Raw genomic sequence first — 23,157 nt, 5'->3', positions numbered from 1 at the left:
AAGTCATATGCTATAATAGGTAAAAGAGGTGATGGAGAATGATAAAAGTAGAATCGGATTATGCCCTTTGTCCTAAATTTGAAAAAGCTTTTTCTATTTTAGGCAAAAAGTGGAACGGCTTGATCATTGATGTCCTTCTTGAAGACGGCAAACAAAGATTTGTTGAGTTAGCAAACAAGATTCCTCAAGTGAGTGATCGGGTGTTAGTCGAACGCTTGAAAGAATTAGAGCGGGAAGAAATTGTCTGCAAAGAAAACAATCTTTACTGCTTGACGCCAAGAGGTATTGCTCTTGAAAAGAGTATGATGAGTGTGAAGCGTTGGGCAGAAACCTGGGTACGTGAGGAAGAATGCAGTTGATTTCTCAACGGAAATTAGGTAAACTAAGCTTAAATGAATAGTAAAAAAAGCGTTGATAGAAACTAGTAATTTGGCTGGATCAGAAAAAGGGAGACTTGTCACAGACTGAAAGCAAGTCCTGTATTCGAAAAATGAATTTCACTTCTGGAGCTTGCTGAGAACAATCAGTCGGCAGTGTTGCTGTCGTTAGCCGAAGTGAGTGCGCGGAACTTTCCGCGAATGAGGATGGTAACACGAGACGTCGTTCCTTTTTTTAGGGATGACGTCTTTTTTTGTCTTTTTATCAAAAGATCGTCACTTTTTCCAGTCAAATCGTTTTTTACGCTATTCACAGTATAGAAGGAGGAAACACATGTCTTTACAAGAAAAATTAGAAGCATTGAAGGAAACGACATTGCTTAAAATCAAAGAAAGTCCAACCATGAATGACTTAAATCAGATTCGAGTGGAAGTGCTTGGAAAAAAAGGTCCCATTACTGAAGTTCTACGAGGGATGAAAGATCTTTCTGCGGAAGAACGGCCGAAGGTGGGGAGCTATGCCAACGAGATTCGTGATATCTTGACAGAAGCGATTGAAGAAGCAAAATCGTCTATCGAAGCAGCAAACTTGGAAAAAGCCCTCGCTGAAGAATCCATCGACGTGACTTTGCCTGGTAAAAAGATGGACCGAGGAACACGCCATGTGCTAACGCAAATCATGGAAGAAATCGAAGATATCTTTGTTGGTATGGGCTACCAAGTAGTTGAAGGCTACGAAGTGGAAAAAGATCATTACAACTTCGAACGGATGAATCTGCCAAAAGATCATCCAGCCAGAGACATGCAGGATACTTTTTATATTTCAGAGGAAGTGCTGATTCGGACCCATACGTCACCAGTGCAAGCGCGAACAATGGAGACTCATGATTTTTCTAAAGGGCCGCTGCGGATGATCTCACCAGGGAAAGTTTTCCGTCGTGACACAGATGATGCGACCCATAGCCACCAATTCCATCAAATTGAAGGATTGGTGATCGATAAAAATATTACGATGGGTGACTTAAAAGGAACCTTAGAAGTCATGATGCAAAAAATGTTTGGGGAAGATCGCCAAATTCGCTTGCGACCAAGCTATTTCCCTTTCACAGAACCATCGGTCGAAGTTGATGTCAGCTGCTTCAAGTGCGGTGGTGCGGGTTGTAACGTTTGTAAACAAACTGGCTGGATCGAGATCCTCGGTGCTGGAATGGTGCATCCTAACGTCTTAGAAATGTCAGGGATCGATCCAACCCAATATTCAGGATTTGCTTTTGGTTTAGGTCCTGATCGAGTGGCAATGCTGCGCTACGGCGTAAACGACATTCGCCAATTCTATCAAAATGATGTGCGTTTCATTCGCCAGTTCAAGGGGGAACAATAAATGTTAGTATCGTACAAATGGTTAAATGAATACCTTGATCTGTCTGAGATCACACCAAAAGAGCTGGCGGACAAAATGTCAGTGACGGGGATCGAAGTCGAAGGTATTGACGTGCCTGAAGAGGGTTTAAAAAAAATCGTTGTCGGAGAAGTGACCGACTGCCGACCACATCCAGATTCTGATCATCTATCGATTTGCCAAGTAAATATTGGTGAGGAAGAAGACACGCAAATCGTTTGTGGGGCACCAAATGTCAAAAGTGGCATCAAAGTCATCGTGGCATTACCAGGCTCTCGAATCGCGGGCAATGTAAAAATCAAAAAGGGCAAGATGCGGGGAGAAGTTTCGAACGGCATGATTTGTTCATTGCAAGAATTGGGATATGCGGATAGCGTGATTCCCAAAGAATACGCAGAAGGAATCTATTATTTACCAGCAGAAGCAGAAGTAGGAACACCGGTTTTTCCTTATCTCGATATGGATGATCATATTATCGAATTATCGATCACACCGAACCGTGCGGATGCGTTGAGCATGCGGGGGGTTGCTTATGAAGTCGGTGCCATCTATCGGCAAACACCGAAGTTTCCTGAAATTGCGCTTAATGAAAGTGAAGTAGCTGCTGCCGATAAAATTCAGGTGAAGGTCACGGAAGCAACCGATGCACCCGCTTACCAAATTCGAATCATTGATGGTGTAACGATCGTTCCAAGTCCACAATGGCTGCAAAATCGCTTGATGAATGAAGGCATTCGTCCAATCAACAATGTCGTGGACGTGACAAATTATATCTTGCTATTATTTGGCCAACCATTGCATGCTTTTGATTATCAAAAGCTAGACAGCAAGGAAATACTGGTACGTCGCGGCAAAGAAAATGAAAGCCTGGTAACCTTAGATGGAGAAACACGTCAGCTTTCATCAGAAGACATCGTTATCACCAACGGAACGACACCCGTTGCGCTCGCAGGCGTCATGGGAGGGCTTGATTCTGAAATCACGGAAACAACGACCACAGTCGCTTTAGAAGCGGCCTTGTTCGATCCATTAGCGATTCGTTTAACCTCAAAGAAATTCAATTTAAGAAGTGAGTCCTCTGCTCGTTTTGAAAAAGGGATCAACCAAGCAACGGTTGCAAAAGCTTGTGATGCAGCAGCAGCACTGATTGCAGAACTTGCTGGCGGAACGGTCTTAAAAGGAGCAGTAATAGGTTCCCAAGTAGCAGTAGAACCTGTGGAGGTTACAATCACTTTAGCTCGAATCAATAGCTATTTAGGCACAGAAATCACGGATGAAGAAGTGCAAGAAATCTTTGATGCATTAGGCTTTGGTCATCGTCAAGAAGCAGACAGCTATATTGTTTCTGTACCACCTCGTCGTTGGGATATTACGATCGAAGCAGATATCATTGAAGAAGTGGCGCGTATTTACGGTTATGATCGTTTGCCATCGACTTTACCGCAAGGAGAAACGGTTGCCGGTCATCTAACCAAAGCGCAACGTCTGACTAGAGAAGTTCGGACGCTATTAGAAGGCAACGGGGTCAGTGAAGCCATCAGCTATGCTTTGACCACTGAAGAGAAGGCACAACAATTTACGGATAAATCGAGCCAAGTGACTCGATTGGATTGGCCAATGACCGAAGAGCGTGCCGTCTTGCGCTTGAATCTGATTTCAGGTTTGTTAGACGACGTTGCGTACAATTTGGCACGTAAAAACAATCGTGTTGCTTTGTATGAAATTGGTCGCGTCTTCTATCAAACAGGCGACAGTAAGCACGAGCTGCCAACAGAAGTCAATCACTTAGGGCTAGCTTTGACAGGAAATATCCATGAGAAAGACTGGCAAACCCAAGCTCAAAAAGTTGATTTCTTCCATTTGAAAGGCATTTTAGAAAATCTATTTGATTCGTTGGCATTAACCGACCGTATACGTTATCAAAAAACGGCAGCTATCAAAGAGATGCATCCTGGCCGTACGGCAATGATCTTGCTAGATGACCAAGAAATCGGCTTCTTGGGACAAGTCCACCCGTCGATCGCCAAAGATTATGAAGTGAGTGAAACCTATGTTACTGAATTGAACTTAGATCAACTGTTAGCAGCGAAAACAGAACAATTGGTCTATCAGCCAGTTTCTAAGTTCCCATCAGTAACGCGGGATATGGCACTCTTGCTTGATGAAACGATCGATAACCAGTCCGTGATGGAGATCATTCGCAAAAGTGCAGGTCGCTTCTTAAGTGCGATTCGTTTATTCGATGTGTATCAAGGGAAAAACATCGAAGCAGGCAAAAAATCATTAGGGTACAGCCTGACCTTTAGCAATCCGGAAGCTACCCTGACGGATGAAGAGATCAATCAAGCAATAGCGAAAATTACTCGTAACTTAGAAGAAAAAGTTCAAGCAGAAATCCGCTAATCAAATAAGTAGAAAAACGTTCTCCACCATACAAAGAAGTTGGGTGGGGAACGTTTTCTACTATTATAATAGATGCTCAGATGACACAAGAATGTTAGGAGTTGAGTGAGAGCCGTAAAAGATTTCACTATAGAAGGCAATCCAGTTTTTTTGGTACAACTTTTTTAAACACTGGCAAGGTTGAAAAAAAGGATTTTCTAATCCGCATTTTATGAGGTTATTTTTTAGGACAGCTCTCTTGATTTTTGTGCAAGAAACAGCATCAAATCAAATTACACAAAGTGTCAGTCTGGGGAGGAAGGTTCTCGTGAAATCTCACACAGAGTTGACACATAGGTTTTGTATGAAAGAATTCATTCCGATTTGTAAACGAAAAAACAAGCCGTAAAGGCTTGTTTTTTTAGGCAAAGTAATTGATGCCCATTGCATTTTTGACTTCAGCTAACGTTTGGGCGGCAACTTGTTCTGCTTTTTCACTACCAATTTTTAATAAGTTCATCACTTCACCGGGATCTTTTGCAAAAGCTTCACGGCGTTCACGAATCGGTGCAAATTCGGCTTCTAAAACATCGATCAAATAGCGTTTGATTTTGACATCGCCTAATCCACCACGGGTGTAATGTTCTTTTAATTCAGCAATTTTTTCTTTTTCAGTGCCAAATACATCAAGATACGTAAAGACCATATTGCCTTCAACTTGTCCAGGATCGTTGACATGAATGTGATTTGGGTCCGTGTACATACTCATCACTTTCTTTTGTAATACATCGGCTGGATCAGCTAAGTAAATACCATTGTTCAGTGATTTGCTCATTTTCCCGTTCCCATCGATCCCCGCTAAACGTCCCATGCCTTTTGGCGGTAAAACCGCTTTTGGTTCGACTAATACTTCACTATACGTAGAATTAAAACTATGCACGATTTCTTGCGTTTGTTCCAGCATTGGTTTTTGATCTTCTCCAACGGGGACTAAATTTGCTTTAAAAGCGGTGATATCCGCTGCTTGAGAGACAGGATAGATGAAGAAACCTGAAGGGACGCCTTCACCAAATTTTTTTTGTTCAATTTCGGCTTTAACGGTTGGATTGCGTCGTACTCGAGCAACACTGACTAGATTGAGATAATACATCGTCAATTCAGAGAGCTGAGGGATTTGCGATTGAATAAACATCGTTGTTTTTGCTGGATCCAATCCAACGGCTAAATAATCCAAAGCAACTTCTAGAATATTCGCTGAGACCTTCTCAGGTGTTTTCGCATTATCTGTTAGTGCCTGCATGTCAGCGACCATGATATAAAGCTGATTTTCAGGGTCAGCTTGCATTTCGACCCGTTTTTTTAAAGACCCCACATAATGGCCAAGATGCAATTTGCCAGTTGGGCGGTCGCCAGTTAAAATCGTATTCACTTTTTTTCCACCTTTTCCTTTGTTATATGGTTTATCTTACCTTTTTTTAGCAAAAGAAACAACCGGTTCTCCTTGTGATCTGATGGGGTGAGAAAAATTTTCATGGACAAAAACCTCACATCAAAGTAAAATAGCACTTGTCTTTTCAGAAATAAGGGGGGAACATTGGAAAAGCACCTTTACAAATGAAAAAAGATTGAGCTATAATATGAATCAAATCTTTCCAATTACTCATTTAATTTTAAAAAAAGCTAGGAGTGTGAATCAATGGCAATGATCGAATTTAAGAACGTAGAGAAATATTACGGAAAGTTCCATGCATTAAAAAACATCAACCTTGAATTTGAAAAAGGTGAGGTCGTTGTTGTTATCGGACCTTCAGGATCTGGTAAAAGTACAATGCTCCGTACGATTAATGGTCTAGAAACCATTTCAGGTGGTCAATTATTGGTCAATGGCAAGAACTTGTTTGACAAAGATGTCAAAATGACAGAAATTAGAAAAAACATCGGTATGGTGTTTCAACATTTCAATTTGTATCCAAATAAAACCGTGTTAGAAAACATTACGTTGGCACCGGTTAAAGTATTAAAACAAAATGAGCAAGAAGCCATCAATTTGGCGGAAAAGCTTCTTGATCGGGTAGGGATGTTAGATAAAAAAGATTCCTATCCTTCCATGTTATCCGGCGGACAACAGCAGCGGGTCGCAATTGCCAGAGGGCTTGCGATGAAACCAGAGATGCTGCTTTTTGATGAGCCAACGTCTGCATTGGATCCAGAAATGATTGGTGATGTCTTGGATGTCATGAAAAAAATTGCCAGTGAAGGCATGTCCATGATCGTTGTTACCCATGAAATGAGCTTTGCCCGTGAAGTAGCAGATCGAATCGTCTTTATGGCGGAAGGACAAGTACTAGAGGATCGGCGCGATGTCGATGGATTCTTTGATGCACCAAGAGACGAACGTGCAAAACAATTCTTGAGCAAAGTCAGCAATCATTAAGCAATAGGAGGAACCCTTATGAGAAAGAAAATATTTTCCTTTCTAGTCTTAGCCTTTGCCCTTGTGACTTTCTCAGGTTGTAAAGGACAAAGTGCCGCAGAGATCGATATTTTAGAAAACAGCAAAGAGACGAATCAGATCGTTTGGGGCGTAAAAAACGATACCCGTCTTTTTGGATTAATGGATATCGCGACCAGAGAAGTACGAGGATTCGATATTGATATCGCTCGTGCAATCACTGAGAAAATTTTAGGTCGTGATGGCAATGCCATCTTTGTTGAAGTAACCTCAAAAACTCGGATTCCTCTTTTGAAAAACGGCAACATCGATGCAATCATCGCCACGATGACTATCACGGAAGAACGTAAAAAACAGGTCGATTTTTCCGATGTCTACTTTGATGCAGGCCAATCGTTATTAGTTGCCAAAGACAGCCCTATTCAAGGGATCGAAGATTTGACCGCAGATACCACTGTATTGGTCGTGAAAGGCTCTACTTCCGCTGTGAACATTCGTGAAGCAGCACCAGAAGCGCAAATTTTGGAACTTGAGAATTATGCGGAAGCCTTTACCGCTTTACAATCTGGTCAAGGGGATGCTATGACCACGGATAATGCGATCCTATTAGGGATGGCGAGTGAAAATCCCAATTACCATTTAGTTGGCGAAACTTTTACAGAAGAACCTTATGGTATTGCTATCAATAAAGGACAAAAGCCGTTTCTTGATGCAGTGAATCAAGCGTTGCGGGAAATGCGTGAAGATGGAACCTATGATGAGACTTACAACAAGTGGTTCCCTGAAGACGAATCAGGAAAAGTAGAGTAGGAGGAAACTGAATGGTTGAATTATTTCAAACGTATACCGGTCAGTTTATTGAAGGCTTTAAGTACACAGTCATGGCGAGTTTGATCGCACTGTTTTTTAGTCTTTTGATCGGAACCTTAATGGCAATTTTTCAGTTGTCAGACAATCGCCTCATCAAAGGGATTGCCAAAGCGTATGTTGAGTTTTTTAGAAATATTCCCTTATTGATCATCGTGATGTTCTTTTATGTCGTTGTGCCAATGTATTGGGTTTCTTTTGACGGCTTTCAAGCAGGAACGATCGGCTTAACGATCTATACATCGGCATTTATCGCTGAGACGATCCGTTCAGGGATTCAAACGGTCCCTAAAGGCCAGATGGAAGCTTCCTTGTCTTCTGGTTTTACTTACAGCCAAGCGATGCGCTACATTATTCTGCCACAAGCATTTAAGATCGTCGTACCGCCGTTAGGCAATCAATTTATCAATCTTGTCAAAAATTCATCAATTTTGGCGATGGTCGCAGGATTAGATATTATGTATCAAGGCGATTTGATCGCAAGTGAGACCTTCAATACATTTGATACGTATATCATTGTTGGTCTTTTCTATTTGATCATTACCCTACCATTGTCTTATTTGATGATTTACTTGGAACGGCGTTGGGCTGTCCGCTCATAGAAAGGAGCTAACGAACTATGGACTTTTTTGAAGCTTTTTCAGCGATTAACATTCGCTTCTTGATCGATGGCTTGCGGGTAACAGTTGAAGTGTCGATCCTATCGATTTTATTTAGCTTTATAATCGGAGGGATCGCCGGTATTTTGCGATTCAGCTCGATCCCAGTCTTTTCCAAAGTATTAGGTGTCGTGATCGATGTTATTCGTAACTTGCCTTTGCTCTTGATCATCTTTTTCACTTACTTTGCATTGCCGCAGATCGGTATCCGCTTTAATATTTTTTGGTCAGCGGTTGTGGCGTTGACGATTTTTGAATCAGCGATGCTCTCTGAAATCTTTCGTGCTGGTTTGAATTCTGTGCCAAAAGGGCAGATGGAAGCTGGTTTGTCTACAGGGCTAAGCTATGTCGAAGTATTGCGGAGCATCGTCGTGCCGCAGGCATTTAAAGCGATGCTGCCAGCGATCGTCAGTCAGTTGATCTCTTTGATCAAAGATACGTCATTAGCCGTGATTATTTCTTTACCAGAGCTGACTCATCATGCTCGAATCATTTATGGCCAAAATACAAACTATGTTTTGCCTATGTTTTTGGCAATGACTGTTTTATACTTTTTGGTTTGTTATGCCTTGTCATTGCTTTCTGGCTTTTTGGAAAAACGTCAGTACGATTACTAAAAAGAATAATCGTCAAAAAAATCCCCACGATCGGTCTTACACCCATGCAAGTGCAACTTGTGGGGTGTAAGCCAATCGTTGGGGATTTTTTCTTTTTGACCGTTTCGTGTTTTTGGGGAAAGCTTTTTTAGCAAACGAAAGGAATACTTGAAAAATAGTCAAAAAAAGTCCAAAATGAATAAGAGAGAAAAATGCACCAAACTCTTTCTTTCATGTAAAGGATGGAAACTATGACAAACAACAGACCAATTGGTTTTATCGATTCTGGTGTTGGTGGGTTGACGGTCGTCAAAGAAGCAATCAAGCAATTACCCAACGAATCGATTCTTTATCTGGGAGATACAGCCAGATGCCCGTATGGTCCGAGACCTGCTGAGCAAGTCATCGAGTATACGTGGCAAATGACCCGTTTTTTATTAGAAAAAAACATTAAAATGTTGGTGATCGCTTGTAATACAGCGACAGCGGTCGCCCTTGAAGAAATCAAAGAACAACTAGCGATCCCAGTGATCGGCGTGATCCTGCCTGGCAGTCGAGCAGCAGTCAAAGCAAGCAAAAACCAACGCATCGGTGTCATCGGGACAAACGGAACGATCAAAAGTGACTCTTACAAGCGCGCGCTTCATGGCAAAGCGCCCCATGCGTCCGTCGTCAGTTTGGCTTGCCCGAAGTTTGTGCCGATCGTAGAAAGCAAACAATACCATAGCTCGGTCGCCAAGAAAATCGTGGCAGAAACGTTGCGTCCATTGAAAAACAAACGGCTAGATACAGTGATTTTGGGTTGTACCCATTATCCTTTATTGCGTCCTTTGATTCAAAATGAATTGGGCGCTCATATCCAGCTGATTGATTCAGGGGCAGAAACGGTGGGGGAAGTCAGTACCTTGTTGGACTATTTTTCCATTGCTGCAACGAGTCAGGACGATCCGCATCCGCAACATGCATTTTTTACTACTGGTTCACCGAAAATGTTTGATGAGATTGCCAATGATTGGCTTGATTTAGACACGATCTCATCGATTCACACTGATTTAGGAGGCTTTTAAATGCGACATGATGGCAGAAAAGAAACAATGTTAAGACCAGTTAAAATTCAAACCAACGTCTACAAACACCCCGAAGGATCGGTTGTGATCTCTTTTGGTGACACAACCGTGATCTGTTCGGCAACGATTGAAGATCGGGTCCCTCCGTTTTTACGAGATACGGGAAAAGGCTGGGTCACAGCCGAATACAGTATGCTCCCACGAGCGACCAACACTCGTAATCGTCGAGAAAGTGCCAAAGGCAAGCTTTCTGGTCGGACGATGGAGATCCAACGGCTGATCGCTCGTTCCTTGCGCGCAGTAGTCGATTTAGAAAAATTAGGGGAGCGCAGTATCGTGGTCGATTGTGATGTCGTTCAAGCAGATGGCGGTACCCGAACAGCTAGTATTACCGGCGCATTTGTCGCGTTGCGTTTAGCTATCGATACCTTGTTGCGTGACAAAGCGTTGACGGAAGATCCAATCAAGGAGCATTTGGCAGCAATTAGTGTCGGGATCTTACCAGATGGCACCTGTGTGACCGATCTTGATTATCAAGAAGATTCTTCAGCTGCTGTTGACATGAATTTGGTGATGACGGAATCTGGTCGATTTGTCGAATTGCAAGGAACTGGGGAAGAAGCGACCTTTGATGGTCAGCAGTTGAATGAGATGCTGATTTACGGAAAAACGGCTATCGAAGAATTGATTGCCTATCAAAAAGAGGCACTGTTTTTACCAGATGAACCCCCTTATGAGATTCCCGAAAAAACGATTGTCATTGCTACAGGCAATCCAGGAAAAGCCAAGGAGTTTAAAGCCGTATTTGGCGCAGCAGGTTACGATGTCCGTACCTTAAAAGACTATCCTTCCTTGCCAGATGTTGAAGAAACCGGCACCACCTTTGAAGAAAATGCCCGCCTTAAAGCCGAAACCATCGCCAGAATTTTGGGAAGACCGGTGTTAGCTGATGACTCAGGACTGAAAGTCGATGCACTAGGGGGGCGACCAGGGGTGTACTCTGCTCGATTTGCTGGTGAGCAAAAAAGTGACGCTGCCAATAATGCAAAATTGCTCTATGAATTGACGGATGTCGAAGATGACAAACGCAGTGCCCAATTTCACTGTACGTTAGTTTTTGCAGCGCCAGGAAAAGAGAGTTTGGTGGTTGAAGCTCAATGGCCGGGGAGAATCGGTCGCATCCCTCGCGGAGAAAATGGGTTCGGCTACGATCCATTGTTTATTCCTGATGGTTCAGAGCAAAGCGCAGCCCAAATGAGTCAAGAAGAAAAGAACCGAGTGAGCCACCGTGGTCTAGCAATCAAAAAACTGCAGGAACAGTGGCAGGAGTGGTTAGAAGGAGAAAATGTATGAAATACTTAGTTGTCAGTGACAATCATTCAGATCGTGAGATTCTTGTTGATCTTAAAAATGAATTCGAAAATCAAGTCGATTTGTTCCTTCACTGTGGGGATTCAGAACTTCCTGAAACGGATCCTTTATGGGAAACATTCCAAGTCGTTTGTGGGAATTGCGATTACGGTGGTGGTTTTCCGAATGAGCGTATCGTTAAAACGCCGCTGGATATCATCTATATGACCCATGGCCATTTGGCGGATGTTCGTTTTGGCGTAACCAAATTAGGCTTAAAAGCGCAACAAGCAGATGCCTCGATCGCTTTGTTTGGTCATACGCATCAAATTGCTTGTGAGAAAGTCGGGAATCGACTTTTCTTGAATCCCGGCAGTATTTCCCAACCGCGAGGGCAAATTCAAATCAAAAGTTTTGCGATTATTGAAAGTACGCCAGAACAATGGGCAATCCAATACTATGATCGTTCCTTTCATAAAGTCCCAGAGCTAGCTTTCGTTTTTACACGTTAAGTAAGCGGAATCAAAAAGTAAAAATTTCATTATAATTTTGCAGGTTTCTACTTTCTATTCTCATTTTCAAGTAAAATAGAAGAGTAGCTGTGAAATGGAGGCAATTAGATTGATAGGACAGACCGTAGAAAAAATATTACTCGAGAATCAAGAAAATTTCTTGGTGCCGGCAGAGAATGTGGCATCGGTATTTTATAACCACCCTTTGAGTCACGCATTGCTTGTTTTATCAAAAGTGGGCTATTCAAAGATCCCAGTACTAGATAGTGAGGACCATTTAGTCGGCTTAATCAGCCTCTCAAACATCGTAGAACGAATGATGGATCTCACTGGCTTCAGTATGGAAAATATTGAAGGGCTGACTGTGGCAGATGTCATGGAAGTCAATGTGAATTGCATCAAAGAAAACGATGAGTTGGAAAGTATGCTGCATCTGTTAGTGGATCAAGCATTCTTGCCGATCGTTGATGATGACAATGTCTTTGTTGGGATTATCACCCGCAAAGAGATTTTAAAATCCGTCAATCATTTGGCGCATGAAATCGAAAGACGCTATTTGCTGATTTCGAAAGAAGATGCCCCAAAGATGACAGATGAACTACATGTGGTATAGAAAAAAGGTTATCCCAGTTTCGGGATAACCTTTTTTTAAATACCGACGATCGGCGCATTGGGGATCGTATAGCCTTTGGCAGTTAATGCATCGATCGATGCGGCCAAAAATTCCTCTTTGATTTTCCATTGCGTACCGTTGGTCACATACATGGTCGTGCGAATTGCAAAGTTGTTGTTTCCTAGATCCACCAGACCGAAGACCGTAGGGGCCGTTTGAATCTCTTCTTCGTGCTGCTGAGCAATCTGTTCATTGACTTCTTCAATGATGGCACGTATTTCATCTAAGCCTTCAGATGGTAAGATACGTACGTCTACCACGACTTGCATATTGGCTCTGGATGTATTACTGATGGTTGTGATGTTACGATTTGGGATATAATGAACGGTTCCATCAACGGATTTTAATTGAACAGTCCGAATACCGACGGCCGTCACTGTACCTTCAAGCGTCAGATTGGTCAAGCGGACGTAATCACCAACGTTGATTTGTTGTTCGGTAATAATAAAGAAGCCAGTAATCAAGTCATTCATAAAGCCTTGGGCACCGAGACCGAGGGCGACACCGACGACTCCGGCACCGGCTAGTAGCGAGCCTACAGGTACACCGATGGTAGAAAGGAGTGCATAGACAAAAAAGAAGCCTAATGTGTAATGAACCGTATTGCGGATCAGAGTATGGATCGTGTTGATTCGACTCACATTGAAGGTGGCTTTTTTTTCATAGGACCGATAGATCCGGTCAATGATCATGTTGCTTATTTTTAATAAAATTCCGAATAAGATACACAAAAAAAGCAGCATCAGTGCTTTTTGGATCAGTAGGCCAATGATCGATTCCCAGTCGATCGATGCCCACCATTTTTGTAATGCATTGAGCTGAGCAGCTGCTGGTTCGGTAATGCTGGAACCACTTGAATCGGTCGTGCTAGCTGCAAGTAGCAGTTGTTTCATAAAATCCCTCCAAGTCTTACTGCATCTATTTTAACGAAGATAAAATAGAAATGCAAAGGAGGTTTTCTGAAATACCTGTTTTTTTCAGAAAAAGCCTGCTTAGCCAACGGGTAGGCAGGCTTTTCTATGACAATCATTGATTAAGATAAATGAACGCCTTTATCAACGAAAATCACTTCGCCGATAATCCCGCTTGATAATGGACTGATCAAGAAGGCACAAGTATTGCCCACTTCTTCAATCGTCACACCAATATGATCAGGTGTTCGATCCTCTGACAATTGGATCAGTTTTTGATAGTCTTTTACACCAGTTACTGCCAGCGTCTTGATGGCACCAGCTGAAATCGCATTGACGCGGATTTTTTGCGGTGAAAGTTCGGCAGCTAAATAGCGAACGCTTGATTCTAAAGCGGCTTTTGCAATCCCCATCATATTGTAGTTCGGTACTGCCCGTTCGGCACCTAAGTAGGAAAGGGTAACGATTCCAGCATTTTCAGCTAAGATTGGTTTGGCATATTTAGTGACGGCAATCAATGAATAACTGCTGATGTCTTGCGCCAAAGCATAACCGTCACGAGAAATATTCAAAATATCGCCAGATAGATCTTCTTTATTGGCATAAGCAACGGCATGGACAACACCATGGATCTCACCTGCATATTCTTTGATCGTTTCAAAGGCGGAAGCAATGCTTTCGTCATTGGCGACGTCACATTCCACTACAAATTCATCAGATTCCAATAAGCGCTCTAAAGGCTTTTTCATGCGGTCGTTTTGATACGTGTAGATCACTTCGGCTCCTTGTGCTTTTAATGCTTGTGCACAGCCCCAAGCGATACTGCGTTTGTTAGCAACGCCCATGACGACAACTTTTTTACCGGTTAAAAAACTCATAATTCCACTCCTTAATAAATTCAACAATAATAAAATACGTATAATGACAAATAGTAAATCAAACTATCTTGATTTCTAATTATTAAGCATAATTGTTTGATTGTCAAACTATTTTTTTCTTAATAAATATTTAGTTGCGAATTTCGCTGAACTATGATACTTTGATAATCAAACTATAATAAATTCTTAAGCAAGGAAGGGAAACCATGAAAAAACTATTGACTGAAACAGAAGTCATGGATTTGATTCCAAATCGCTATCCAATTATATATATTGATTACGTCGATGAAATCGAGTCTGGCAAAAAGATTATCGCAACGAAAAATGTCACCATCAACGAAGACTTTTTCCAAGGACATTTCCCAGGAAATCCAGTAATGCCAGGTGCCTTGATTTTAGAAACATTGGCACAAGCAGGATCGATCCTGATCTTGAAATCCGAGGAATTCCAAGGTAGAACGGCGTATATCGGCGGCATCAACAAAGCCAAATTCCGTCAAAAAGTTGTTCCGGGAGATACCATGAAACTTGTTTTCGAGATCACTAAAATCAAAGGCTCTGTAGGAACTGCTGATGCGGTCGCTACAGTGGACGGCAAAAAAGCTGCGGAATGCGAATTCACCTTTATCGTTGGCGACCAAAAATAAAAGAAAACCGCTGAAATTCCCGAATATCGGAGACTTCAGCGGTTTTTTATTTATTCTTTGGCTTCTTGTAAGACCTTGATCGTTTCGATCTTCACTGGCTCAACCGGTTGAGAATTCTCACCATTGCCAGAGTCTTGGGTTTCTGCTTGTGCAATTTTATCTACGACATCCATGCCTTCAATCACTTGACTAAAAACGGTATAGCTGCCGTCCAATTGTGGTGTTCCACCATTTTTGTAGGCTTCGATGATTTTTTCAGGATAGTGTTGGATCGCTAGACCGTCAGATACATCTTGATCATTTTGAACGATGTAGAATTGACTGCCTTGGCTGTTTGGCGCACTTGATTTTGCCATTGCTAATGCGCCTCGCAAGTGATAAAGCTGGTTCGAGTATTCTTCGCCGAATCCTTCGCCCCAAATGCTTTCTCCGCCAGTGCCATCACCATTAGGGTCGCCCCCTTGGATCATAAACTCTTCTACGACACGATGGAAAGTCAAGCCGTCATAATACCCATCTTTGGCATGGGTCAAAAAGTTTTCGACTGCTTTGGGCGCGATCTCTGGGAAAAGTTTGATTTTGATCGAGCCTTCTTCCGTTACCATTTCAACTAAAGCTTCATTCTCTTGCACATCCGTTGATAATTGCGGCAATTCCAGGGCATTCAAGTCAACAGATTCTGAGGTTGACGTGCTTTCTGCCGAATTGCTTGATGAGGGATCGGTGGTACTTGAACCTGTACAAGCAGCTAGTAATAAAAGGCTAGCAGCTGCTGTCAGTGTGAATAGGATTTTTTTCATTCTTTCATTCCTTCCAGTTTTCTTAATGATAATCATAACAAAAAAGAGACATAGAAGAAAGCGCAGATTTTGTGGAATGAGAAAGAAACAGACGGAAAGGTGTAGACCACTTTTTAGATGTTTGCTATAATGAAAGAGGATTCATTATAATAAACGGATAGAATTTACAGGAGGTTTTTTTGATGGGAAAATTAGGGATATCGATTTATCCAGAGCGCTCAACGTTTGAAAAGGACAAAGCGTATCTAGACTTGGCACACAAATACGGCTTTAAACGGGTATTTACCAGTTTGCTGCAAATCAACGATGATAAAGAAAAAGTCTTGGCAGACTTTAAACAAGTCGTGGATTATGCCAATCAGTTAGGAATGGAAGTCATGGTAGATATCAATCCTGGTTTATTCGAACAGTTAGGTATTTCTTATGATGATTTATCCTTCTTTGATGAGATGGGGGCTTACGGTGTTCGGTTAGATATTGGTTTCACTGGTTCAGAAGAAGCCAAAATGACCCGTAATCCTTACGGGATCAAAATCGAAATCAATATGAGCAGCGGCACGAGCTACGTGGATAACATCATGAGTTATTCACCTAATACTGAAAATTTACTCGGTTCGCATAACTTCTATCCTCATCGCTATTCAGGGTTAGGCTATGACCATTTTGTTTTTTGTTCGGAAAAATTCCGCAAATACAATTTAAATACGATGGCTTTCGTGAATTCTCACGAAGCTGATTTCGGTCCATGGCCAACACAAGATGGTTTGTGCTCTTTGGAAGACCATCGTGATCTGCCACTAGCTACACAAGTCAAACATTTAGTGTTGACTGGTTTGATCGATGATATCTCTATTGGAAATGCCTATGCTTCAGAAGCAGAATTGGCAGCAATGGCTGAAGCGTTTCATGCTGATTATCCGACATTAAGAGTCGATGTCGTTGACGGAATCACTGAAGATGAACGAATTTGTCTCTTCGATAATCTGCACAGCTATCGAGGAGATCGCTCAGAGTACATCTTGCGTTCAACGATGACGCGGATCTATTATAAAGACAAGGAATTTCCACCTCATGATACCCGTGATATGGTAAGAGGGGATGTCTTGATCGATAATGCTGGCTATGGACAATACAAAGGTGAGACGCAAATCGCCTTGAAAGCAATGAAAAATGATGGCCGCGTCAATGTCGTTGGGAAAATCGCTGATGAGGAACTATTCTTATTAGAATTTTTGAAACCTTGGTCAAGTTTTAAATTGGTCGAAAATAACTAATTATCACGAGAAATCAACCATTGCCAACAAAGCGTGTTGGCAATGGTTTTCTTTTTGGGCGCTTGCAATTGACAAACACGAGCAAAAAACGGTAATTTATGTAGTGGGTTCTTTCCATGAAGAACGATGAAACCATAATAATATTATGTAAACTATATAACAAGAGGACGTGACAAGTGTGAAATTGCGCTGGAAGATTGCCATCGGAGTGGCTGTATTAGCAATTGCAGGATTAGGGTATGCAGGAAATTATTTTTACGATTATGCGGTGGTTCCTTCAGAAAAAGATTTTTTGGAAGGAGATACCCCTGGTACGGATGAAAATCAGACAGGAAATGAATCGCAAAATTGGTTTACAGATCCAGCAAATCGTGAGATGTGGCAGCTGACTTCTGAAGACGATTTAAAATTATCCGCCATTTATCTACCGGCAGAGGAGAAGAATCGAGGAAAAACGGCGATCATCGCGCATGGCTACATGGGGAATGCAGAAACGATGGCGGACTATGCTAAGATGTATCATGATTTAGGCTATAATGTCTTGGTTCCAGACGCTCGAGGGCATGGTCAAAGTGAAGGAGATTATATTGGTTTTGGGTGGCACGAACGTAAGGATTATCTGCAATGGATTGATGAAGTACTCGCAAAAAATGGTCCTGAAGAGACGATCACTTTGTATGGCATCAGTATGGGGGCTGCCACGGTAATGATGACCAGTGGGGAAGACTTGCCGAAAAATGTCACTTCTATCATTGAAGATTGTGGGTATACCAACGTCAATGAAGAATTGGGGTATCAACTCGATCAATTGTTTGGTCTACCGGCCTTTCCATTGATGAATGTCACTAGTCTTGTCACAAAAATCCGAGCGGGGTATTTCTTTGGTGAAGCAGATGCAGTCAAACAACTGCAAAAGAATACGCGTCCAATCTTTTTTATCCATGGCGATGCGGATACGTTTGTTCCTTATTCGATGCTGGAAATTTTGTATAACGCGACCGATGCACCAAAAGAAAAGTGGGTTGTTTCAGGTGCCGAGCATGCGAAAAGCTACAAAACAGATCCAGCGCTTTACAAAGAAAAAATCGCGGCTTTCTTGGAAAAATACGATCATCCAGCAAGTGAATAAAAAAAGTGCCGGTTCTTTTTTCAGAACCGGCACTTTTTGCCTACTCATTGACTTACAAACGAGCAAATTCTTCTAGTAAACGAATCATTTGGCAAGTAAAGCCATATTCATTATCATACCAAGCGACGGTTTTCACCAGTTGGAAATCGCCAGCCGTGGTTACTTCTGTTTGTGTCGGATCAAAGATAGAACCTTGGGTGGTACCAATCACATCTCCAGAGACGATCTCACGGTCATCGTAACCGAATGACGGATTATCGACGGTGTGTTTTCTGATCGCTTCATTGACTTCATCGGCGGTTACTTTGGTTTTCAAAATTGAGACTAATTCTGTTAAAGAACCATCGACGACAGGAACCCGTTGGGCGTGTCCTTGTAATTTGCCATTTAATTCTGGGATAACTAGACCGATCGCTTTAGCAGCACCCGTCGAGTGAGGGATCGTGTTATCTGCAGCGGACCGAGCGGCTCTTAAGTTTCCGCCTTTTACCGGACCATCCAATAGCATTTGTGTAGAAGTATAGGCATGTACCGTCGTCATCGTACCAACTTCGATCCCGAATTCCTCATTTAAAAAGTAGGCCATCGGAGCTAAGCAGTTGGTCGTACAAGAACCTGCGGATATTATAGTATCCTCTGGTGTTAACGTGTCGGAGTTGACATTGTAAACGATCGTTTTCATATTACCAGCTGGTGCGGAGATAACGACGCGTTTGACACCCGCATCAAGATGGGCTTGTGCTTTTTCTGCGGAAGTGTAAAAACCCGTGCATTCTAAAACGATATCGACGCCATTTTCTTTTGCCCAAGGGATTTTGCTTGCGTCTGGTTCAGCGTACACACGGGTCTCTTTGCCATCGACAACAATAGCATTATCCGTTGCAGTAACAGTTCCAGGGTACGTGCCGTGGGTCGAGTCAAATTGCAATAAGTGTGCTAACATGACTGGACTCGTTAAATCATTGATTGCCACAACTTCAATATCGGCAGAAACTTCTTTGATCCTACGAAAAGCCAAACGTCCAATTCGTCCAAAACCATTGATTCCAACTTTTACTGTCATTTCTTGTTTCCTCCTTTGATTGTGTCTGGTACACTTAAAAGTTTGCTACGATTTCAAGTGACTGTCAAAGAATAACCCTTAAGAATTCGCGATTTCTTACGGAAACCCATGAGAAAAGATAGACAAAAGACGTTTCGGTCGTTACAATAAAATAGACTTTCTTATTAGAGAAATAGTAACCACTTAAGGTGAGATAACTGATAATCAAAAAGTATAGAAGGTAGTAAAAAAAGAATGGAGGACAAATAATGTCCATGTTTTTAGATCAAGTGACAATCGATGTCAAAGCAGGAAAAGGCGGCGACGGAATGGTTGCTTTTCGCCGAGAGAAATATGTCCCAGACGGCGGACCCGCAGGTGGTGACGGTGGACGTGGTGGTGATGTCATTTTAGTCGTAGACGAGGGTCTGCGTACATTAATGGATTTCCGTTTTAATCGTCATTTTAAAGCGCAACCCGGGGAAAACGGCATGAGTAAAGGAATGCACGGTCGTGGCTCAGATGATACCTACATCAAAGTACCACAGGGAACGACCGTTCGTGACGCTGAAACAGGTGCCTTATTAGGTGATTTGATTGAGCAAGGCCAAACATTAGTGATTGCTAAAGGTGGCCGTGGCGGCCGTGGCAACATTCGGTTTGCCTCTCCGAAAAACCCAGCCCCAGAATTAGCTGAGAATGGAGAACCTGGTCAAGAAAGAAAAATCGAGCTCGAATTGAAAGTTTTAGCAGATGTTGGTCTAGTTGGTTTCCCTTCAGTTGGGAAGTCTACATTACTCTCTGTGATTTCCTCTGCTCGACCAAAAATTGGTGCGTATCATTTTACCACGCTGGTACCAAATTTAGGTATGGTAACAACTACTGATGGCCGTAGTTTTGCGGTCGCTGATCTACCTGGTCTGATCGAAGGAGCCTCACAAGGGGTTGGTTTAGGGACTCAGTTTTTACGCCATATCGAACGGACCCGCGTCATTTTACATGTGATCGATATGAGTGGCATGGAAGGACGCGATCCATACGAGGACTATTTGTCCATCAACAATGAATTGTCGACCCATAACTTGCGCTTACTAGAGCGACCACAAATCATCGTTGCCAATAAGATGGATATGCCGGATGCTGAAGAAAACCTAGCCCTTTTCAAAGAGCAGCTGGCAAAAGAAAAAACGGATGAGTTCGCGGATGAACCAATGATTTTCCCAATCTCTGGTGTCACTCGTAAGGGAATCGATGCCTTGTTGAATGCGACAGCGGATCTATTGGAAGTCACCCCTGAGTTTCTTTTATACGATGAAGAAATGGAAGAAGATGTTGTTCATTATGGCTTCCAATCGGATGAACCAGAGTTCTCAATTGATCGCGATCCTGATGCAACTTGGATCTTGAGCGGTGAAAAAATCGAAAAACTATTCCAGATGACGAATTTTGATCATGATGAGACCGTGATGCGTTTTGCTCGTCAGCTGCGTGGTTTAGGTGTCGATGAAGCATTACGGGCGCGCGGTGCCAAAGACGGCGATATCGTTCGGATCGGCAACTTCGAGTTCGAGTTTGTCGAATAATCGTTTAAAAGAACATCATTTGCCTAAAAAATACCTTTTTAGCTGCAGTGGATTTGACTACCGATCATTGATTTTCACTAAGAAATCAATGATCGGTAGTCTTTTTGGTTTCTTTTTTCATTTAAATGATTTACTGTTAAAATAAAGAAGAGAACAAATAAACCAAAGGGAGCGATTTTTATGTCAAAACGTGTCATTGTAATGAATTTTGATGCCAGTGCCAAAGCGTACCAAGCCTTTTCGGAAGTGAAACGGATGCATATGGAACGGAAGATCAAAGGGGAACAAATGGCAGTTCTTACCCACACCAATGAAGGCGTGCATCAATTTAAAGTCGAGGACTTTCTCGATTTTACTGGGAACAATAAGACATCAACGGGTGGATTGATCGGGATGCTCGTTGGCGTGCTAGGCGGACCTTTAGGAATCATGCTGGGCTGGTTTGGTGGCAGTATGATCGGTGCTACTCGTGATGCAAAAGAGATCCAAAATGCGCAAATGCTTTTTGAACATGTCGGAAACCAAATTGGTGTTGGTGATACGGGGTTATTATTGATCGCAGATGAAGAAGACAATCGTCCTTTGAATCAATTGATCATGAATGAATTAGGCGGTGACATCACGCGCTTTGACTACGATGAAGTGGAAGCAGAGATTGAAACGGCTAAGAAAGTCGAAGAATCCACCAAAGCACGCGTTCAAGAAGACTGGAAAAACTCTCATAACGACGCAGAAGATCGCCAATCTGAGAAATAAAATCCACAAGCTTCAATTGCAACTTGATTTCTTTTCCGCTAAAATTGGAAAGAGATGAAAGGAAAGAAGCTTATGGAATTAGAATTTTTAGGAACAGGCGCGGGTGTGCCTGCGAAACATCGAAACGTGACCAGCATTGCGTTACGACTTTTAGATGAACGGAATGCCGTTTGGCTTTTTGATTGTGGCGAAGGGACGCAAATGCAGATTTTGCATTCTACGATTCGTCCACGAAAGATTGAAAAAATCTTTATCACTCATCTTCATGGTGACCATATCTATGGGTTGCCAGGATTGATCAGCAGCCGCTCCTTTCAAGGAGGCGACACGCCTCTAGAGATTTATGGACCCAAGGGGATCAAAGCATACGTTCAAACCGTTTTGCGGATTTCTCAGACCAAAGTCAGCTACCCCTTACATTTTTTCGAGATTGAAGAAGAAGGGATTCTTTTTAAAGATCAGCAATTTGAAGTATCGTGTCTGCGTCTTGATCATGGCATTGACAGTTTTGGTTATCGGATTGTTGAAGCAAGCCATCAAGGGGAATTGCAAGTGCAGGCTTTACTGGAACTTGGGTTGAAACCTGGGCCGCTCTTCGGTCGTTTGAAAAAAGGTGAAGTAGTTACCCTTGACGATGGACGTCAAATCAATGGGGCTGATTTCTTGGGCCAAGCGAAAAAAGGTCGGATCGTGGCGATATTAGGTGATACGCGTAAATGTCAAAACGCCGTACTGCTAGCAGAAGATGCGGATGTATTGGTGCATGAAAGTACCTTTAACAAAGAAGAAGCCAAGTTGGCTCGCGCTTATTTTCACTCGACGACGCGGCAAGCTGCCGAAGTGGCACAAGAAGCTCAAGCGAAGCGTTTGCTGTTGACCCATATCAGTGCGCGTTACGTTGGCAAAGATATTACAAATTTAGTAAATGAAGCAAAAGAAGTATTTCCGAATACGTTGATCGTCAAAGATTTTGATATTGTCGAGATCCCTTTTGCCGGAGAGGAAGAAACAGATGAATTTAGAGAATAAAGTTGTCGTTGTAACAGGTGGCTCTGCTGGACTTGGAGAACAAATCTGTTATGAAGCCGCAAAACGTGGTGCGATCGTCGTGACTTGTGCCCGAAGAACGAATCTGATTGGGAAAGTCAAAGAACAATGTATGGAATTAAGCGGCAAAGAAGCGTATGCGTTTCAATTGGATGTAGCAAATCCTGAAAGTGTGGAGCGCTTACTAGAAAAAATCAATGAAAAAGTTGGTAAGATCGATGTCTTCGTCAATAATGCTGGCTACGGGATCTTTCAAGAATTTACAGAGATGGACCCGGCGGTCATCCGAAATATGTTCGAAGTCAATGTGCTTGGCATGATGGTTTTGACCCAGCAAGTAGCGATCCAAATGGCTGAACAAAAGCATGGTCATATCATAAATGTTGCTTCGATCGCAGGTAAGATCGCTACGCCAAAAACGGCCGTCTACTCTGCAACAAAATTTGCTGTGCTCGGTTTTTCTAACGCATTACGTTTAGAACTAAAACCATTAGGGATCAACGTAACAACGGTCAATCCTGGACCGATCGAAACGGCATTCTTTGACCAAGCAGACCCAAGCGGTAGTTACTTATCGTCGGTGGGCAGCCTAGTGCTCGAACCGAACAAATTAGCGCAAACGATCGTCAAAGCGATGATCCATCCAAAACGAGAAATCAATCGCCCACATATTTTAGGCGCTGCTGCGAAACTATATACGCTGTTTCCTTCAATCGGCGATTATATGGCGGGAACGATGTTCAACAAAAAATAGGA

The 23,157-nt window shown here is 42.5% G+C and carries 23 protein-coding genes; 18 read left to right on the top strand and 5 right to left on the bottom strand.

The annotated features are described in order from the left end of the window. Positions 1-38: 38 nt before the first annotated feature. The 3 genes from IGI76_RS08720 (at position 39) to pheT (ending at position 4,179) form a co-directional block, all read left to right on the top strand. Positions 39-359, top strand: a complete 321-nt coding sequence (locus IGI76_RS08720; protein ID WP_005226192.1) for a winged helix-turn-helix transcriptional regulator — start codon at positions 39-41, stop codon at positions 357-359. Between the two features lie 352 nt (positions 360-711). Continuing rightward, positions 712-1,758 carry a phenylalanine--tRNA ligase subunit alpha gene (pheS, locus tag IGI76_RS08715; RefSeq protein WP_005226191.1) on the top strand — a complete coding sequence of 349 codons (1,047 nt, stop codon included), beginning with the start codon at positions 712-714 and terminating at the stop codon, positions 1,756-1,758. Beyond that, positions 1,759-4,179, top strand: a complete 2,421-nt coding sequence (pheT, locus tag IGI76_RS08710) for a phenylalanine--tRNA ligase subunit beta (RefSeq protein WP_438781385.1) — start codon at positions 1,759-1,761, stop codon at positions 4,177-4,179. It begins immediately after the preceding gene. Positions 4,180-4,579: 400 nt separating this feature from the next. Here pheT and trpS read toward each other — a convergent pair whose 3' ends face one another. Next, positions 4,580-5,587 carry a tryptophan--tRNA ligase gene (trpS, locus tag IGI76_RS08705; protein ID WP_005226189.1) on the bottom strand — a complete coding sequence of 336 codons (1,008 nt, stop codon included), beginning with the start codon at positions 5,585-5,587 and terminating at the stop codon, positions 4,580-4,582. 267 nt (positions 5,588-5,854) lie between these two features. Here trpS and IGI76_RS08700 point away from each other — a divergent pair, with 267 nt between their 5' ends. From IGI76_RS08700 to cbpB, 8 genes are all read left to right on the top strand, one after another. Next, positions 5,855-6,592: an amino acid ABC transporter ATP-binding protein gene (locus IGI76_RS08700; protein ID WP_430599424.1), complete on the top strand. Its 738-nt coding sequence runs from the start codon at positions 5,855-5,857 to the stop codon at positions 6,590-6,592. An 18-nt stretch (positions 6,593-6,610) separates the two neighbouring features. Further along, on the top strand, positions 6,611-7,420 hold the full coding sequence (locus IGI76_RS08695) for a transporter substrate-binding domain-containing protein (protein WP_438781383.1): 810 nt from the start codon (positions 6,611-6,613) through the stop codon (positions 7,418-7,420). An 11-nt stretch (positions 7,421-7,431) separates the two neighbouring features. Beyond that, positions 7,432-8,079 carry an amino acid ABC transporter permease gene (locus IGI76_RS08690; protein ID WP_333719184.1) on the top strand — a complete coding sequence of 216 codons (648 nt, stop codon included), beginning with the start codon at positions 7,432-7,434 and terminating at the stop codon, positions 8,077-8,079. Between the two features lie 17 nt (positions 8,080-8,096). Then, positions 8,097-8,753, top strand: a complete 657-nt coding sequence (locus IGI76_RS08685) for an amino acid ABC transporter permease (protein WP_005226185.1) — start codon at positions 8,097-8,099, stop codon at positions 8,751-8,753. Between the two features lie 230 nt (positions 8,754-8,983). Beyond that, positions 8,984-9,799 carry a glutamate racemase gene (gene racE / locus IGI76_RS08680; RefSeq protein WP_015509769.1) on the top strand — a complete coding sequence of 272 codons (816 nt, stop codon included), beginning with the start codon at positions 8,984-8,986 and terminating at the stop codon, positions 9,797-9,799. Then, the gene (gene rph / locus IGI76_RS08675) at positions 9,800-11,152 is read left to right on the top strand and encodes a ribonuclease PH (RefSeq protein WP_005226183.1); all 1,353 of its coding nucleotides are present in this window, start codon (positions 9,800-9,802) and stop codon (positions 11,150-11,152) included. Next, on the top strand, positions 11,149-11,661 hold the full coding sequence (locus IGI76_RS08670) for a metallophosphoesterase (RefSeq protein ID WP_074536749.1): 513 nt from the start codon (positions 11,149-11,151) through the stop codon (positions 11,659-11,661). The genes rph and IGI76_RS08670 overlap by 4 nt, the downstream gene beginning before the upstream one ends. Positions 11,662-11,770: 109 nt before the next feature. Continuing rightward, positions 11,771-12,274, top strand: coding sequence for a cyclic-di-AMP-binding protein CbpB (gene cbpB, locus IGI76_RS08665; RefSeq protein WP_005226181.1), 504 nt, complete (start codon positions 11,771-11,773; stop codon positions 12,272-12,274). A gap of 35 nt (positions 12,275-12,309) precedes the next feature. Here cbpB and IGI76_RS08660 read toward each other — a convergent pair whose 3' ends face one another. Together IGI76_RS08660 and fabI are read right to left on the bottom strand one after the other, a co-directional pair. Next, complete coding sequence (locus IGI76_RS08660; RefSeq protein WP_015509767.1) at positions 12,310-13,227, bottom strand: mechanosensitive ion channel family protein; 918 nt, start codon at positions 13,225-13,227, stop codon at positions 12,310-12,312. Between the two features lie 140 nt (positions 13,228-13,367). Beyond that, positions 13,368-14,123 carry an enoyl-ACP reductase FabI gene (gene fabI, locus IGI76_RS08655; RefSeq protein ID WP_005226179.1) on the bottom strand — a complete coding sequence of 252 codons (756 nt, stop codon included), beginning with the start codon at positions 14,121-14,123 and terminating at the stop codon, positions 13,368-13,370. A gap of 206 nt (positions 14,124-14,329) precedes the next feature. On the opposite strand from fabI, the gene fabZ reads away from it, so the two are divergent. After that, positions 14,330-14,770 carry a 3-hydroxyacyl-ACP dehydratase FabZ gene (gene fabZ / locus IGI76_RS08650; protein WP_005226178.1) on the top strand — a complete coding sequence of 147 codons (441 nt, stop codon included), beginning with the start codon at positions 14,330-14,332 and terminating at the stop codon, positions 14,768-14,770. Between the two features lie 50 nt (positions 14,771-14,820). Here the strand turns inward: fabZ and IGI76_RS08645 are convergent, their stop codons facing one another. Continuing rightward, complete coding sequence (locus IGI76_RS08645) at positions 14,821-15,570, bottom strand: peptidylprolyl isomerase (protein ID WP_333719183.1); 750 nt, start codon at positions 15,568-15,570, stop codon at positions 14,821-14,823. 182 nt (positions 15,571-15,752) lie between these two features. Here IGI76_RS08645 and IGI76_RS08640 point away from each other — a divergent pair, with 182 nt between their 5' ends. Both IGI76_RS08640 and IGI76_RS08635 read left to right on the top strand, forming a co-directional pair. After that, a complete protein-coding gene (locus IGI76_RS08640; RefSeq protein ID WP_060791964.1) occupies positions 15,753-16,844 on the top strand; it encodes a DUF871 domain-containing protein in 1,092 nt (363 codons plus the stop codon). 178 nt (positions 16,845-17,022) lie between these two features. Then, the gene (locus tag IGI76_RS08635; RefSeq protein WP_074536925.1) at positions 17,023-17,973 is read left to right on the top strand and encodes an alpha/beta hydrolase; all 951 of its coding nucleotides are present in this window, start codon (positions 17,023-17,025) and stop codon (positions 17,971-17,973) included. A 52-nt stretch (positions 17,974-18,025) separates the two neighbouring features. Here the strand turns inward: IGI76_RS08635 and gap are convergent, their stop codons facing one another. Next, positions 18,026-19,036 carry a type I glyceraldehyde-3-phosphate dehydrogenase gene (gene gap, locus IGI76_RS08630; protein ID WP_005226174.1) on the bottom strand — a complete coding sequence of 337 codons (1,011 nt, stop codon included), beginning with the start codon at positions 19,034-19,036 and terminating at the stop codon, positions 18,026-18,028. A gap of 248 nt (positions 19,037-19,284) precedes the next feature. Here gap and obgE point away from each other — a divergent pair, with 248 nt between their 5' ends. The 4 genes from obgE to IGI76_RS08610 all read left to right on the top strand — a co-directional run bounded on the left by obgE (position 19,285) and on the right by IGI76_RS08610 (position 23,155). Further along, positions 19,285-20,598, top strand: a complete 1,314-nt coding sequence (obgE, locus tag IGI76_RS08625) for a GTPase ObgE (RefSeq protein ID WP_005226173.1) — start codon at positions 19,285-19,287, stop codon at positions 20,596-20,598. A 180-nt stretch (positions 20,599-20,778) separates the two neighbouring features. Then, a complete protein-coding gene (locus IGI76_RS08620) occupies positions 20,779-21,354 on the top strand; it encodes a DUF456 domain-containing protein (protein ID WP_010748409.1) in 576 nt (191 codons plus the stop codon). 72 nt (positions 21,355-21,426) lie between these two features. Beyond that, on the top strand, positions 21,427-22,383 hold the full coding sequence (rnz, locus tag IGI76_RS08615; RefSeq protein WP_034857404.1) for a ribonuclease Z: 957 nt from the start codon (positions 21,427-21,429) through the stop codon (positions 22,381-22,383). Then, entirely contained in the window at positions 22,367-23,155 is a 789-nt protein-coding gene (locus IGI76_RS08610) for an SDR family NAD(P)-dependent oxidoreductase (protein ID WP_015509761.1), read from the top strand. The genes rnz and IGI76_RS08610 overlap by 17 nt, the downstream gene beginning before the upstream one ends. Positions 23,156-23,157 lie beyond the last annotated feature (2 nt).

Source organism: Enterococcus sp. DIV2449a, from assembly GCF_051711225.1.
Lineage (GTDB): Bacteria > Bacillota > Bacilli > Lactobacillales > Enterococcaceae > Enterococcus_D > Enterococcus_D casseliflavus.
Note: the sequence above shows the minus strand (reverse complement) of the source record. Positions and strands in the feature narration are given on the sequence as shown.